The sequence below is a fragment of the Nocardioides cynanchi genome, from assembly GCF_008761635.1.
In the GTDB taxonomy this organism is placed as follows: Bacteria; Actinomycetota; Actinomycetes; order Propionibacteriales; family Nocardioidaceae; genus Nocardioides; species Nocardioides cynanchi.
The window spans coordinates 791,142-803,621 of sequence record NZ_CP044344.1 but is presented as its reverse complement, the minus strand read 5'-3'; the positions used below and the strand labels follow the sequence as shown (position 1 = coordinate 803,621).

Here is a 12,480-nt window from a genome sequence, read left to right as displayed (position 1 = left end):
ATGACGGTCAAGCTGCACTGGTTCCTGCCCACCTCCGGCGACAGCCGGTCCCTGGTCGGGGCCGGCCAGGGAGTGCCGCACGACGTGCGAGCCGGCATCCGGGACGCCGCCGTCCACGGCGTCCGTGAGCCCTCCATCGACTACCTCGCCGACGTGGCGCGCACCGCCGAGAAGCTCGGCTTCGAAGGGGTGCTCACGCCGACCGGCACCTTCTGCGAGGACGCCTGGCTCGTGACCGCGGCGCTGCTCCGGGAGACCCGGACCCTGAAGTTCCTGGTCGCGTTCCGGCCCGGCGTGATCAACCCGGTGCTGGCGGCGCAGATGGCCGCGGCATACCAGCGGATCTCGGGCGGCCGGCTGATGCTCAACATCGTCACCGGTGGCGAGCCCGTCGAGCAGGCGCGGTTCGGCGACGACGCGCCCAAGGAGGAACGCTACGGCCGCACCGAGGAGTTCCTGGCCGTGGTGCGCGGCACCTGGGAGCAGCCGCCGTTCGACTACGACGGCCGGCACTTCCGGGTCCGCGGCGCGCTGGTCAACGGAGGCGTGCGGCCGCAGCCGGACATCTACTTCGGTGGCTCCTCCGGGCCGGCCGGGGAGGTGGCGGCCCAGCATGCCGACGTCTACCTGACCTGGGGCGAGCCGCCCGAGCAGGTCGCGGAGAAGATCGAGTGGATGCGTGGCCTGGCGGCAGCGCGGGGCCGTCGGCTGCGGTTCGGCATCCGGCTGCACACGATCTCGCGCGACACCAGCGAGGAGGCCTGGCGGCACGCCCAGTGGCTGCTGGACAGCCTGGACCCGGAGGTCGTCGCCCGGGCACAAGAAGCCCTCGCGACGAGCGAGTCCACGGGGCAGCAGCGGATGCTCGCGCTGCGCACACCGGGAACGACGTACGCCGACGCCCACGAGCTGGAGGTCTCGCCGGGGCTGTGGTCCGGGGTCGGGCTCGTCCGCGGGGGTGCCGGGACCGCCCTGGTCGGCAGCCACGACGAGGTCGCCGAGCGGATCGCCGACTACCACGACCTGGGGATCGACGAGTTCATCTTCTCGGGATACCCGCACGTCGAGGAGGCGTACTGGTTCGCCGAGGGCGTGATGCCGCGGCTGCGCCGGCGCGGTCTGCTGGCGGACCGCTCCGTCGAGGGTCTCGCGGAGCCGGCCCGGGCCGCGTCCTGACCTCTCGCACGCCGGGCGCCGAGGCTGCCCTCGGCGCCCAGGTGTGTGGGATCCTCGAAACGTGGACAACGTCTCCTGGGGCGCGCTGGCACTGGCCCTGACGGTGCTGGGCGGCACCTACACGTGGTGGGCGCTCCGGCACCGTGGCGTCACCGCCGCGGTGCGCGGCGCCGGGCTGACGCTGCTCCCGCTGGCCGCCTGGATGACCGGGCTGCTCCAGGTGTTCGGTGACATCGCCGACTCCCTGGCCCACTGGCTGACGCGCCTGGTGTTCAGCCCGAGCGTGTGGCTGGGGATGATCATCGCGTTCGTCGCGGTGGTGCTGATCGGTGGCGCGAACGTCGTCTCCCGGCGGGTCCCCGGGGCGAAGCCGGAACGCCGTACCCGAGGGACCAGCCAGGCGGCACCGAAGGCGGTGGCCCCGGCCCCGAGGCGGCAGCAGGACTCCCTGATCGACGACGAGATGGCCGAGATCCAGGCGATCCTGAAGAAGCGCGGCATCAGCTGATGGCCGGCACCACCTCGGGCGACAGCCATGTCGCCCGGAACCGCCTGTGGGCACGGCTCTCGGCCGCGGTCGAGGCGCTCCCCGAGCCGCCGGCGACCCCGCTGATGGTCGTGGACCTCGACGCCTTCGACGCCAACGCGGCGGATCTCGTACGTCGTGCCGGCGGCACGCCGATCCGGGTCGCCTCCAAGTCGCTGCGGGTGCCGGCCCTGCTCGAGCGCGCCCTGGCCGCACCCGGCTTCCACGGCGTCCTCGGCTACTCGCTGCGCGAGGCGCTCTGGCTCTCCGAGCAGGGCCTGTCCGACGACGTCGTCGTTGCCTACCCGACCGTCGACCGGGTCGCCATCGCCGCTCTCCTCGCGTCCCCGGACGCGGCCGCCCGGATCACCCTGATGGTCGACGACCCCGCCCAGCTCGACGTGGTCGACTCGGTCCGCTCGTCGCACGAGGTCCGGGTGCGGGTCGCGCTCGACATCGACGCGGGGCTGCGGATGGGCGGTCAGCACGTCGGCCCGAAGCGCTCCCCGCTGTACGACGTCGACGACGTCGTCCGCCTGGCCCGGCGGATCACCGAGCGAGCCGGCTTCGCGCTGGTGGGTGTGATGACCTACGAGGGGCAGGTCGCCGGGGTCCCCGACGACGTACCGTCCCAGCGGGCGAAGTCACTCGTCGTACGCCGGTTGAAGTCGGCCTCGATGTCACAGCTCGCCGAGCGTCGCCGCGTGATCTCCGACCGCCTGCGCGCCCTGGTCGAGCTGGAGTTCTGGAACGGCGGCGGGTCCGGCTCGGTCGAGGCCACCGCCGCCGACGGGGCCGTCACCGAGGTGGCCGCCGGTTCCGGCCTGCTGGTGCCCGGGCTCTTCGACCACTACCAGTCCTTCCGGCCGCGACCGGCGGCGTTCTTCGGCCTGCCGGTGACCCGCCGGCCGTCGCCGACGATGGCGACGGTGCACGGCGGCGGCCTGATCGCCTCGGGGCCGGTCGGGGCCGACCGGGCCCCGCTCCCCTGGGCTCCGCCGGGGCTCCACCTGACCGGGCTCGAGGGCGCCGGCGAGGTGCAGACCCCGCTGACCGGTCACCCCGCGGCGATGCTCCGGATCGGCGACCTGGTGTGGTTCCGGCACGCCAAGTCGGGCGAGCTCTTCGAGCACACCAACTCCGTGCGGCTGCTGGCCGGGAGCACCTTCACCGACGAGGTCCCGACGTACCGCGGGGCCGGCCAGGCCTGGTGACCGGCAGGTGAGCAACGCCGAGACGGTGCTGGAGCTGGCCCGGTCACGCCCGGTCACGCTCGGAGCGGGTCGGCTCGTCTGCGTCGACGGGCCGGCCGGCTCGGGCAAGACCACGCTGGCCGACGAGGTCGCCGGCCTGGCCGACGCCCCCGTCGTCCACATGGACGACCTGTTCGAGGGCTGGGGCGGGCTGCCCCGGGTCGGCGACCAGCTCGGCACGCTGCTCCGGCCGCTCGCCGAGGGCCGGGCCGGGAGCTACCGCCGCTGGGACTGGCGGGGCAGCCGCTGGGCCGAGGCGGTGCTGGTCGAGCCGGCGCCCCTGCTCGTGCTGGAGGGCGTCGGCTCCGGCGCGCTGGCCCACGCCGACCTGGTCACCGTGCTGGCCTGGGTCGAGGTGCCCTCCGACCTGCGCAGGCAGCGCGGCCTGGAGCGGGGTGGTGTCGGCGTCGCCGAGCACTGGCAGGAGTGGGCCGCCGCCGAGCAGGCCCTGTTCACCCGGGATCGCATCCGCGAACGCGCCGACCTCGTCCTGGACGGCCGCCTCGGGCTGCTCGGCGGCTGAGCTCGGGGAGACCCGCCCGGGCCGCCGCCCTCCTGGGCCCGCGCTTTCCCGGGTCGGTGGCCCGTGGCAGGGTCGGGGGGATGGACCCACGCATCTCCTTCGTGACCCTCGCCGTCCGCGACCTCGACGCGTCCCGGGCGTTCTACGTCACCGGGTTGGGCTGGACACCCGAGCTCGACGTGCCCGGGGAGGTGGTGATGATCCGGGTCGGTGAGCGGCTGGTCCTCTCGTTGTGGGACGAGACCGGGTTCGAGGCCGAGATCGGCCCGATCCGGCGCGGGGACGGCGTCCCTCCCGTCGCGCTCGCGCACAACGTCGCGACCCGCGAGGAGGTCGACGCGGTGCTCGCCGAGGCGCGGGCGCTGGGGGCCGAGGTCAGCGGGCCCCAGGAGCGCGAGTGGGGCGGCTACACCGGCTACCTCGCCGATCCCGACGGTGTGCGGTGGGAGATCGCCTGGAACCCCGGTGAGATCGGACAGCTGGTGCTGCCCTGACGCGGGATCGTTAGTCTCGCGGCATGGTGGCACCGTCGGGAGACCAGTTCGAGATCGCAGCCGGCGGCTACCGCGCGGTCGTGACCGAGTGCGGAGGCGGCCTGCGGGTCCTCGAGCACCGGGGCCGGGCCCTGGTCGACGGCTTCGAGGAGGCCGCGATGAGCCGGGCTGCGCGCGGACAGCTGCTGATGCCGTGGCCCAACCGGATCGGCGACGGCGCCTACACCTTCGACGGCCGGGAGCTCCAGCTCGCCTTGAGCGAGCCGGACCGCAGCAACGCCTCGCACGGGCTGGTCCGCTGGGCAGCCTGGTCTCCCGAGGAGCACACGGCGACCTCGGTGTCCCTCGGGTACCGGCTGATGGCGCAGACCGGCTACCCCTGGACACTCGACCTGCACGTGCTCTACGACCTGTCGGCCGACGGGCTCACCGTGACCCAGACCGCGACCAACCTGGGCGACCGGCCGGCGCCGTACGCCAGCGGCGCCCACCCCTACCTCAGCGCCGGCCCCGGACCCGTCGACGGCTGGGAGCTGACCCTGCCGGCGTCGGTCCGGCTGCTCGCCGACGAGCGGCAGCTGCCGGTGGGCCGCGAGGAGGTCACCGGTACGCCGTACGACTTCCGGGTCGCCCGCCCGGTGCGCGACACCGTGCTCGACCATGCCTTCGGCGAACTGGCCCGCGACGAGCAGGGCGTGGCGACCGCCCAGGTGCGCGACCCCGGCACCGGGCTCGGCACGGCCCTGTGGGTCGACCGGCACCATCCCTGGCTGATGGTCTTCAGCGCCGACCCTCCGGGGACCGGCGCGCGCTGCGCACTCGCGGTCGAGCCGATGACCGCCCCGCCCGACGCCTTCCGCAGCGGGGACGACCTGCTCACGCTGGCACCCGCCGGCGAGCCCGGCGACGAGGTCTCAGTCTCCTGGGGGATCCGGGCGCTGGAGTGACTCCGCCGCGGTCCGCTCGAGCAGGAGCCGCACCTGCCGGACCGCGACCTTGGCCCGGTCGCCGTCGGCGGACTGGATCGCCAGCACCATCGTGCTCGTGCCGTCGGCGAGGTCGAACGTCGCGAACGGCGCTCCCGTCGGCAGGTGCACGGCGAGCACCTCGGCCCACTCGTAGGACCGCCGCCGGTAGCCGTTGACCAGCTCGAGCCCACCGGTGGTGGCGGTGAGCCGGCAGCGCACGAGCCCCCAGCCGATGGAGGCCGCGAGCGCGGCGATCAGCCAGACCGTCGCCTGCTGGTAGATCGTGACCCGGGACCGCACGTCGGGCCCGACCGCGATCCAGCCGGCGACGCAGGTGACGCCGAGCAGCCCGCCGAAGAAGAGCACCGCCAGCCGCACCCCGAGCGGGCGCCAGGTGTGCGGCAGCCCGGGCTCAGAGACGACAGGCATGGATGTCGGTCACCAGGATCCCCCGGGCCCCGATCGTCCACAGCTCGTCCATGACCCGGTGCGCCTCGCTGCGCGGCACCATCGCGCGCACGGCCACCCAGCCCTGTCGGTGCAGCGGCGAGACGGTGGGGCTCTCGATGCCGGGAGTCAGGTCGACGGCCCGGGTCACCTCGGCCTCGGGGATGTCGTAGTCCATCATCACGTAGCTGCGGGCCACCATCACGCCCTCGAGCCGTCGCCGGAAGACGTCCAGCGCGGGGTGGGTGGAGCCGCCCCGCGTGATCAGCACCGCCTCGGACTCCAGGATCGGCTCGCCGAAGGTCTCCAGCCCGGCCTTGTGCAGGGTGCTCCCGGTCTCCACGACGTCCGCGATCAGGTCGGCGACCCCCAGCTGCACGCTGGACTCGACGGCCCCGTCGAGACGGTTCACGGTCGCCTCGATGCCGTGCTCGGCGAGGTACTGCCGCACGATCCCGACGTACGACGTGGCGATCCGGGTGCCGGCCAGCTCCGCGATGTCGTGGAACCGCCCGATCGGCCCGGCGAACCGGAACGTGCTCCTCCCGAAGCCGAGCCCGAGCACCTCGTCGGCCTTCGCGCCGGAGTCCAGGAGCAGGTCGCGCCCGGTGATGCCGACGTCCAGGGTGCCCTCGCCGACGTAGAGGGCGATGTCACGGGGCCGCAGGTAGAAGAACTCCACGTCGTTGTCGACGTCGACCAGGGCCAGCTCCTTGGCGTCCTGCCGCTGGCGGTAGCCGGACTCGCGGAGCATCTCGGTGGCGGCCTGGGACAGCGCGCCCTTGTTGGGTACGGCGATACGCAGCGTCATCGGGGCCTCACAGGTGGGCGTACACGTCGTCGAGGGTGAGGCCGGTCGCCAGCATCAGGACCTGGGCGTGGTACAGCAGCTGGCTGATCTCCTCCGCCGCCCGGGCGGGCGACTCGTGCTCGGCGGCCATCCACGACTCGGCCGCCTCCTCCACGAGCTTCTTGCCGATGGCGTGCACCCCGGCGTCGAGCTCGCGCACGGTCCCCGAGCCGTCGGGACGCCGCTCGGCCTTGTCGGCGAGCTCGGCCCACAGCTGCTCGAACGTCTTCACTCGAGAAGGGTAGTTGTCGGTTGACCTGCGCTCGCCACCCCGTCCAAGGTGACCGGATGGAGGAGCGCACGCCGTTCGCACGCCTGGACTGGCCGGCCCGGACCGAGCGGCTGCTGATCCGACCGGTCACGCCCGACGACTTCGGCCGCCTCTACGAGATCCGGGCGATCCCGGAGGTGACCGAGTGGCTGACCGGGCGACCCACGTCCTACGACGACTACGTCGAGCGCTACGGCACACCGGAGCGCCTGGAGTCGACGCTGGTGGTGCAGGCGGGTCCGACGATCGTCGGCGACCTGTTCCTCGCCCTGGCGACGCCGTACGCCCAGGTCGAGGTGCGGGACCGCGCCGAGCACAGCGAGGCCACGATCGGCTGGCTGCTCGACCCGGCGTACACCGGACGCGGCTACGCCACCGAGGCGGCGGGCGAGGTGCTGCGGATCTGCTTCGAGGGACTCGGCCTCCGTCGGGTGGTGGCCGGCGCCTTCGCCGACAACGAGGCCTCGTTGCGGGTGATGGCCAGGGTGGGGATGCGGATCGAGACCCGGACCCTCCGCGGCTCCCTGCACCGCGACCGGGGCTGGGTGGACGGGGTGGAGGCAGCGGTGCTGGCCGAGGAGTGGCGGGCGAAACAACGTTGACCTCTCCGGCCCGGCCCGCGAGGGTGGCCGCTGTGTCCCTCGACCGGATCTCCTGGCCCCTGCGCACCGATCGGCTGTCCATCCGGCCCGCGACCGTCGAGGACCTCGACGCCCTGGGCCGGATCCAGAACCTCCCGGAGGTCGCGGCCTGGCTGCCGTCCAGCGCTGGCACGCAGGACGACTACCTGCTGCGGATGGGCCGGCACTCGTTGTTGGCGCAGACCCTGGCCGTGGAGCTGGACTCGGTGATCATCGGCGAGCTCTACGTCCACATCAGGTCCGGGTGGGCGCAGCGCGAGGTCGCGGACGCCGCCCGCGACTGCGAGGCCGAGATCGGCTGGGGCTTCGACCCGGCCCACCACGGCCGGGGCTACGCCACGGAGGCCACCACGGAGCTGGTGCGGAGCTGCTTCGAGGACCTCGGCCTGCGGCGGATCACGGCCGAGGCCTTCGCCGACAACGCCGCCTCCCTCCGGATCATGGACCGGCTCGGGATGCGCCGCGAGACGCTCGGGGTCCGGACCACGCTGCACCGCAGCGGGAGCTGGGCGGACAGCGTCGTCTACGCACTGCTCGCCGACGAGTGGCGGGCCGCCGGCCGTCCGGTCGCGGGAGGGGCGGCATGACCACCGCTGTCTTCGACCGGGTCGGCTGGCCGGTCCGCACCGCCCGCCTGACCGTTCGGCCGGCGACGAGCGGCGACCTGCGGAGCATCTTCGAGACCCGCACGCTGCCCGACGTGGGCCAGTGGATGCCGGACCGGCCCACGTCGTACCCCGAGTTCGTGCTGCGCTTCGGGGAGCTCGGCGTGCTGGCCCGCACCTTGGTGATGGAGCTGGACGGGGTCGTGATCGGCGACCTCTACCTCCACGTGACCGACGCGTGGGCCCAGGAGGACGTCGCCGACCGGGCCGGGCAGGAGGGTGAGATCGGCTGGTGCCTGTCCCCCGCCCACCAGGGCCACGGCTACGTCTCCGAGGCGGCGGCCGAGCTGGTGCGGATCTGTTTCGAGGACCTCGGCGTCCGCCGGGTCAGCGCCGCCGCCTTCGCCGACAACGTCCCGTCCCTGCGGATCATGGAGCGGCTCGGCATGCGCCAGGAGAGCCACGGCGTCCGCGACTCGCTGCACCGCGACCTCGGCTGGATCGACGGCGTCGTGTACGCCCTCCTCGCCGAGGAGTGGCGGGCCGGCCGGTCCTGACCGGTCAGTCGTCGCGCAAGGTGGCGAGGGTGCGCGCGGTCAGCAGCGCCGCGGCCGTGGCCTCGTAGCCCTTGTCCTCGCTCGACCCCTCGAGCCCCGCGCGATCGAGAGCCTGGGCGTCGTCGTCGCAGGTCAGCACGCCGAAGCCGACCGGGACGCCGGAGTCCAGGGCGACCCGGGTCAGCCCGTCGGTCGCCGCCGAGCAGACGTAGTCGAAGTGCGGGGTGCCCCCGCGTACGACGACACCCAGGGCGACCACCGCGTGATGGGTCAGGGCCAGCTCGGCGGCCACGATCGGCAGCTCGAAGGTGCCGGGGACCCGCACCACGGTGGCGTCGACCACGGAGTACGCCGCGAGGGCGCGGCGGGCTCCGGCCACCAGGCCCTCCATCACCTCGGTGTGCCACTGCGCGGCCACCACCGCGACCCGGAGGTCGCTGCAGTCCACCGGCTCCACGTCGGGCGCCCCGTGCCCGCTCACGACCGGGCCCCCGGTGCGGGCTCGGTCGCCAGGTCGGGCAGCTGGTGGCCCATCCGGTCGCGCTTGGTGCGCAGGTAGGCGAGGTTGTGCCGGTTGGGGCTGGGGGTCAGTGGCACCTGTGCCTCCACGTGGACGCCGAAGTCCTCGAGACTCTCGGACTTGTCGGGGTTGTTGGTCAGCAGCCGGACGCTGGTCACGCCCAGGTCGCGCAGCACCTGCGTCGCGGCGCCGTAGTGACGGGCGTCGGCCGGCAGCCCGAGGTCGAGGTTGGCGTCGACGGTGTCCCGGCCGTGGTCCTGGAGGGCGTAGGCCTGGAGCTTGGCGACCAGGCCGATCCCGCGGCCCTCGTGCCCGCGCAGGTAGACGACCACCCCACGACCGGCCTCGACGACCCGCTCCAGCGCCTCGTCCAGCTGGGGCCCGCAGTCGCAGCGCTGGGATCCGAACACGTCGCCGGTCAGGCACTCCGAGTGCACCCGGGTCAGCACCGACTCCCCTCCGTGGACCGAGCCGGCCGGGCCGAGGTCGCCGTACACCAGGGCGAGGTGCTCCGACCCGTCGATGGTCGAGCGGTAGCCGTAGGCCGTGAACTCGCCGTACGGCGTCGGCAACGAGGTCTGCGCCACGCGGGTCACCAGCATCTCGGTGCGGTGACGGTAGCGGACCAGGTCCTCGATCGAGATCATCGCCAGCCCGTGCTCGTCGGCGAACGCCCGCAGCTCCGGCGCCCGCTTCATGGTGCCGTCGTCGTTGACCACCTCCACCAGCACCCCGGCCGGGGTCAGCCCCGCCAGCCTGGCCAGGTCGACGGCCGCCTCGGTGTGACCCCGCCTGACCAGCACGCCGCCGTCGCGGTAGCGCAGCGGGAAGACGTGTCCCGGCCGGGTCAGGTCGGTGGGCTCGGTGGCCGAGTCGGCCAGCACCCGCGCGGTGTGCGCCCGGTCGGCGGCACTGATCCCGGTCGAGACGCCGTCCCGGGCGTCGACCGAGAGGGTGTACGCCGTCCGCATCCGGTCGCGGTTGTGCGGCGTCATCAGCGGGATCTCGAGCCGGTCGAGCATCGGCGCGGGCATCGGCACGCAGATCACGCCGCTGGAGTGACGGATCGTGAACGCCATCAGCTCCGGGGTGGCCTTGGCCGCGGCGAAGACGATGTCCCCCTCGTTCTCGCGGTCCTCGTCGTCGACGACGACCACGGCCTTGCCGGCGGCGATGTCGGCAATCGCCCGCTCGACGGAGTCCAGGCGGGTGGTCACGCGACGTCTCCGGCCGTCTCGTGGTCTCGACTGCGCTCGAGCAGCGCGGGGTCCTCCACCCGGCTGGCCCGCAGCCAGACCACGAAGCCCCAGACCACCAGGACCCCGTAGACGATGAACAGGATCGCCGAGGGGTAGTAGGTGAAGTGCCACAGCACCGGGACCCCGACCAGGTCGACGGCGATCCAGGCCAGCCAGAAGTCGTTCCAGCCGCGTGCCATCGCATAGGTGGCGATCATCGAGCCGACGAAGATCCAGGCGTCGGACCAGTAGTACCAGCGCGGCGCCGGGTAGCCGGCCCCGATCTGGAAGGAGACCCACTGGAACACCACCACGCCGGCAGCGGCCACCAGCAGGTAGCCGAGCCGCTCCGCCCCGGTCGCCCAGCGCGGGGTGATCGCCGGCGCGTCCGCCGCCCGGCTCCCCCGGACCTGCCGCCAGCGCCACCAGCCGTAGATGCTCGTGATCACGAAGAACACCTGGCGCCCGGCCTGGCCGAACAGGGGCGGCTGCGACTGGGTGGAGTCGAAGGTGGCGGCGATGAAGACGCTGAAGAGCAGCACGTTGCCGACGATGCCGACCGGCCAGGCCCACATGCGCCGGCGCAGCCCCCCGATCGCGGAGGCGAAGCCGAAGGCGTTGCCGACGATCTCGCGCCAGGTGATGTGGTGACCGGAGAAGTCGAGGCCGGAGTTGTAGAGCGCGTGGATGCTCATGGGGTGGGGGTTCCTTCGGGGGTGCGGTCGCCGAGCAGACGCTCGACGTACTTGGCGATGATGTCGACCTCGAGGTTCACCCGGTCACCGGGTGCCCGGAAGCCGAGCGTGGTGCGGGCGAGGGTCTCGGGGATCAGGCTGACGGTGAAGCTGTGCGTGCCATCGCGGTGGTCGCGCGACGTCGAGACCACGGTCAGGCTGACGCCGTCCACGGTGATCGAGCCCTTGTCGACCAGGTAGCGGGAGAGCCCAGCCGGCAGCGAGACCTCGACGACCTCCCAGTGCTCGCTGGGGGTACGACGGACCACGGTGCCGACGCCGTCCACATGGCCCTGCACGATGTGCCCGCCGAGGCGGGTGCCGGCGGTGACCGCGCGCTCGAGGTTGACCCGGTCGCCCGGGCCGACGCCGAGCAGGGAGGTCTTGTCGAGCGTCTCCTGCATCACGTCGGCGGTCCACACGCCGTCCCGGACCGAGGTCACGGTCAGGCAGCAGCCGTTGACGGCGATCGAGTCGCCCAGGTGTACGTCGTCGAGCACGGTGGCGGCGCGGACCGACAGCCGCAGGGCGTCACCCTGGGGCTCGATCGCCTCGACCGTGCCGAGCTCCTCGACGATGCCGGTGAACATCAGGCCCTCCTCATGGTGATCCGGACGTCGGTGTCGTCGCCGGGCTTCGCGGGCTCCAGCACGGTCACGTCGGTCACGTCGAGGTGCAACGCCTTCGAGATCGTGGGGATGCCCAGGTCGCCGACGGCCGGGCGACCGGCGCCGAGCAGCATCGGCGCGACGTAGGCCACCACCTCGTCGACCAGGCCGGCGCGGACGAAGGCGGCCGCGAGGGTGGGGCCACCCTCGAGGAAGACGTGCTGCCGGTCGCGGGCGAACAGCTCGGTGAGCGCGGCGCCGGGGTCGCGGGTGTGCAGGTGCAGCGTCTCCGCCTCGGGTCCGAAGACCCGGTGGGCCGGGTCGAGCGAGCGCTCCCCCATCACCACCCGGAGCGGCTGGCGCGGCAGCGGCCGGTCCTCGGCGTCGCGCACGGTCAGGAGCGGGTTGTCGACGGCCACCGTGTTGGTGCCGACCAGCATGGTGTCGCACCGGGCGCGCAGCTCGTGCGTGTCACGGCGGGCCGCGAGGCTCGAGACCCAGCGGCTGGTGCCGTCGGCCGCCGCACTGCGACCGTCGAGGGTCGTGGCGAACTTCCAGGTGACGAAGGGCCGGCCGTGCTCCACGGCGAACGTCCAGACCTGGTTGAGCGCCCGTGCCTCGTCGACCAGCAGGCCGGACTCGACCTCCACCCCGGCGGCCAGCAGGGTGTCGACCCCGCCGGTCGCGACCGGGTTGGTGTCGCGCTGGGCGATCACCACGCGACGTACGCCGGCGTCGAGCAGGGCCCGGGCGCAGGGGCCCGTGCGACCGGTGTGGTTGCAGGGCTCGAGGGTCACCACGGCGGTGGCCCCGGGCGCCCGGCCATCCACCTGGGCGAGGGCGTCCGCCTCGGCATGCGGGGTGCCGGCACCGCGGTGGTAGCCCTCCGCGAGGAGGTCGCCCGCGGCACCGAGGAGCACGCAGCCGACACGGGGGTTGGGACCGAGGGGTACGCCGTCGGTCGCGGCGAGCGCGAGGGCGCGACGCATCGCGGCCTCCTCGGCTTCGCCGAACCGCCCGTTGGTGTCCATGTGCCCCTCGTGTCCTCGTCGCGGACTCCGGGGCTACG

General features: G+C 73.4%; 17 protein-coding genes. 9 read left to right on the top strand and 8 right to left on the bottom strand.

Features of this window, described 5'->3' with window-relative positions:
* The 6 genes from E3N83_RS04170 (at position 1) to E3N83_RS04145 (ending at position 4,919) form a co-directional block, all read left to right on the top strand.
* Positions 1 to 1,176: an LLM class flavin-dependent oxidoreductase gene (locus tag E3N83_RS04170; RefSeq protein WP_151082109.1), complete on the top strand. Its 1,176-nt coding sequence runs from the start codon at positions 1 to 3 to the stop codon at positions 1,174 to 1,176.
* Between the two features lie 61 nt (positions 1,177 to 1,237).
* Positions 1,238 to 1,684, top strand: coding sequence for a hypothetical protein (locus E3N83_RS04165; RefSeq protein ID WP_151082108.1), 447 nt, complete (start codon positions 1,238 to 1,240; stop codon positions 1,682 to 1,684).
* Positions 1,684 to 2,916: an amino acid deaminase/aldolase gene (locus E3N83_RS04160; RefSeq protein ID WP_151082107.1), complete on the top strand. Its 1,233-nt coding sequence runs from the start codon at positions 1,684 to 1,686 to the stop codon at positions 2,914 to 2,916. Before E3N83_RS04165 ends, E3N83_RS04160 begins: the two co-directional genes overlap by 1 nt.
* A 7-nt stretch (positions 2,917 to 2,923) precedes the next feature.
* Positions 2,924 to 3,478: a nucleoside/nucleotide kinase family protein gene (locus E3N83_RS04155; protein ID WP_238343060.1), complete on the top strand. Its 555-nt coding sequence runs from the start codon at positions 2,924 to 2,926 to the stop codon at positions 3,476 to 3,478.
* An 80-nt stretch (positions 3,479 to 3,558) separates the two neighbouring features.
* A complete protein-coding gene (locus E3N83_RS04150; protein ID WP_151082106.1) occupies positions 3,559 to 3,972 on the top strand; it encodes a VOC family protein in 414 nt (137 codons plus the stop codon).
* 23 nt (positions 3,973 to 3,995) lie between these two features.
* Positions 3,996 to 4,919, top strand: a complete 924-nt coding sequence (locus tag E3N83_RS04145; protein WP_151082105.1) for an aldose 1-epimerase family protein — start codon at positions 3,996 to 3,998, stop codon at positions 4,917 to 4,919.
* On the opposite strand, the gene E3N83_RS04140 is transcribed toward E3N83_RS04145, so the two are convergent.
* The 3 genes from E3N83_RS04140 to E3N83_RS04130 are packed head-to-tail and all read right to left on the bottom strand — an operon-like array spanning position 4,887 to position 6,469.
* Positions 4,887 to 5,369 (bottom strand): PH domain-containing protein, encoded by a 483-nt coding sequence (locus tag E3N83_RS04140; RefSeq protein WP_151082104.1) that lies wholly within the window; start codon positions 5,367 to 5,369, stop codon positions 4,887 to 4,889. The genes E3N83_RS04145 and E3N83_RS04140 overlap by 33 nt on opposite strands.
* Complete coding sequence (gene hisG, locus E3N83_RS04135) at positions 5,353 to 6,198, bottom strand: ATP phosphoribosyltransferase (protein WP_151082103.1); 846 nt, start codon at positions 6,196 to 6,198, stop codon at positions 5,353 to 5,355. The genes E3N83_RS04140 and hisG overlap by 17 nt, the downstream gene beginning before the upstream one ends.
* Before the next feature lie 7 nt (positions 6,199 to 6,205).
* A complete protein-coding gene (locus tag E3N83_RS04130) occupies positions 6,206 to 6,469 on the bottom strand; it encodes a phosphoribosyl-ATP diphosphatase (protein WP_151082102.1) in 264 nt (87 codons plus the stop codon).
* A gap of 56 nt (positions 6,470 to 6,525) precedes the next feature.
* On the opposite strand from E3N83_RS04130, the gene E3N83_RS04125 reads away from it, so the two are divergent.
* Genes E3N83_RS04125 through E3N83_RS04115 form a run of 3 tightly spaced genes read left to right on the top strand, consistent with a single transcriptional unit; the run spans position 6,526 to position 8,311 of the window.
* Complete coding sequence (locus E3N83_RS04125; protein ID WP_151082101.1) at positions 6,526 to 7,110, top strand: GNAT family N-acetyltransferase; 585 nt, start codon at positions 6,526 to 6,528, stop codon at positions 7,108 to 7,110.
* 32 nt (positions 7,111 to 7,142) lie between these two features.
* Positions 7,143 to 7,736, top strand: a complete 594-nt coding sequence (locus E3N83_RS04120) for a GNAT family N-acetyltransferase (RefSeq protein ID WP_202879320.1) — start codon at positions 7,143 to 7,145, stop codon at positions 7,734 to 7,736.
* A complete protein-coding gene (locus E3N83_RS04115) occupies positions 7,733 to 8,311 on the top strand; it encodes a GNAT family N-acetyltransferase (protein WP_151082100.1) in 579 nt (192 codons plus the stop codon). The genes E3N83_RS04120 and E3N83_RS04115 overlap by 4 nt, the downstream gene beginning before the upstream one ends.
* Before the next feature lie 4 nt (positions 8,312 to 8,315).
* On the opposite strand, the gene ribH is transcribed toward E3N83_RS04115, so the two are convergent.
* The 5 genes from ribH to ribD are packed head-to-tail and all read right to left on the bottom strand — an operon-like array spanning position 8,316 to position 12,442.
* Entirely contained in the window at positions 8,316 to 8,792 is a 477-nt protein-coding gene (gene ribH, locus E3N83_RS04110) for a 6,7-dimethyl-8-ribityllumazine synthase (protein ID WP_151082099.1), read from the bottom strand.
* Positions 8,789 to 10,048, bottom strand: coding sequence for a bifunctional 3,4-dihydroxy-2-butanone-4-phosphate synthase/GTP cyclohydrolase II (locus E3N83_RS04105; protein WP_151082098.1), 1,260 nt, complete (start codon positions 10,046 to 10,048; stop codon positions 8,789 to 8,791). The genes ribH and E3N83_RS04105 overlap by 4 nt, the downstream gene beginning before the upstream one ends.
* Positions 10,045 to 10,764: a nicotinamide mononucleotide transporter family protein gene (locus tag E3N83_RS04100; protein ID WP_151082097.1), complete on the bottom strand. Its 720-nt coding sequence runs from the start codon at positions 10,762 to 10,764 to the stop codon at positions 10,045 to 10,047. The genes E3N83_RS04105 and E3N83_RS04100 overlap by 4 nt, the downstream gene beginning before the upstream one ends.
* Positions 10,761 to 11,393: a riboflavin synthase gene (locus tag E3N83_RS04095; RefSeq protein WP_151082096.1), complete on the bottom strand. Its 633-nt coding sequence runs from the start codon at positions 11,391 to 11,393 to the stop codon at positions 10,761 to 10,763. The genes E3N83_RS04100 and E3N83_RS04095 overlap by 4 nt, the downstream gene beginning before the upstream one ends.
* Positions 11,393 to 12,442: a bifunctional diaminohydroxyphosphoribosylaminopyrimidine deaminase/5-amino-6-(5-phosphoribosylamino)uracil reductase RibD gene (ribD, locus tag E3N83_RS04090; protein WP_238343059.1), complete on the bottom strand. Its 1,050-nt coding sequence runs from the start codon at positions 12,440 to 12,442 to the stop codon at positions 11,393 to 11,395. Before ribD ends, E3N83_RS04095 begins: the two co-directional genes overlap by 1 nt.
* Positions 12,443 to 12,480: the final 38 nt, after the last annotated feature.

Coding starts and splice junctions, on each gene's coding strand:
- E3N83_RS04170 (WP_151082109.1), top strand. CDS start 1: ATGACGGTCAAGCTGCACTGGTTCCTGCCCACCTCCGGCGACAGCCGG.
- E3N83_RS04145 (WP_151082105.1), top strand. CDS start 3,996: ATGGTGGCACCGTCGGGAGACCAGTTCGAGATCGCAGCCGGCGGCTAC.
- E3N83_RS04160 (WP_151082107.1), top strand. CDS start 1,684: ATGGCCGGCACCACCTCGGGCGACAGCCATGTCGCCCGGAACCGCCTG.
- E3N83_RS04095 (WP_151082096.1), bottom strand. CDS start 11,393: ATGTTCACCGGCATCGTCGAGGAGCTCGGCACGGTCGAGGCGATCGAG.
- E3N83_RS04115 (WP_151082100.1), top strand. CDS start 7,733: ATGACCACCGCTGTCTTCGACCGGGTCGGCTGGCCGGTCCGCACCGCC.
- E3N83_RS04100 (WP_151082097.1), bottom strand. CDS start 10,764: ATGAGCATCCACGCGCTCTACAACTCCGGCCTCGACTTCTCCGGTCAC.
- E3N83_RS04150 (WP_151082106.1), top strand. CDS start 3,559: ATGGACCCACGCATCTCCTTCGTGACCCTCGCCGTCCGCGACCTCGAC.
- ribD (WP_238343059.1), bottom strand. CDS start 12,442: ATGGACACCAACGGGCGGTTCGGCGAAGCCGAGGAGGCCGCGATGCGT.
- E3N83_RS04125 (WP_151082101.1), top strand. CDS start 6,526: ATGGAGGAGCGCACGCCGTTCGCACGCCTGGACTGGCCGGCCCGGACC.
- hisG (WP_151082103.1), bottom strand. CDS start 6,198: ATGACGCTGCGTATCGCCGTACCCAACAAGGGCGCGCTGTCCCAGGCC.
- E3N83_RS04140 (WP_151082104.1), bottom strand. CDS start 5,369: ATGCCTGTCGTCTCTGAGCCCGGGCTGCCGCACACCTGGCGCCCGCTC.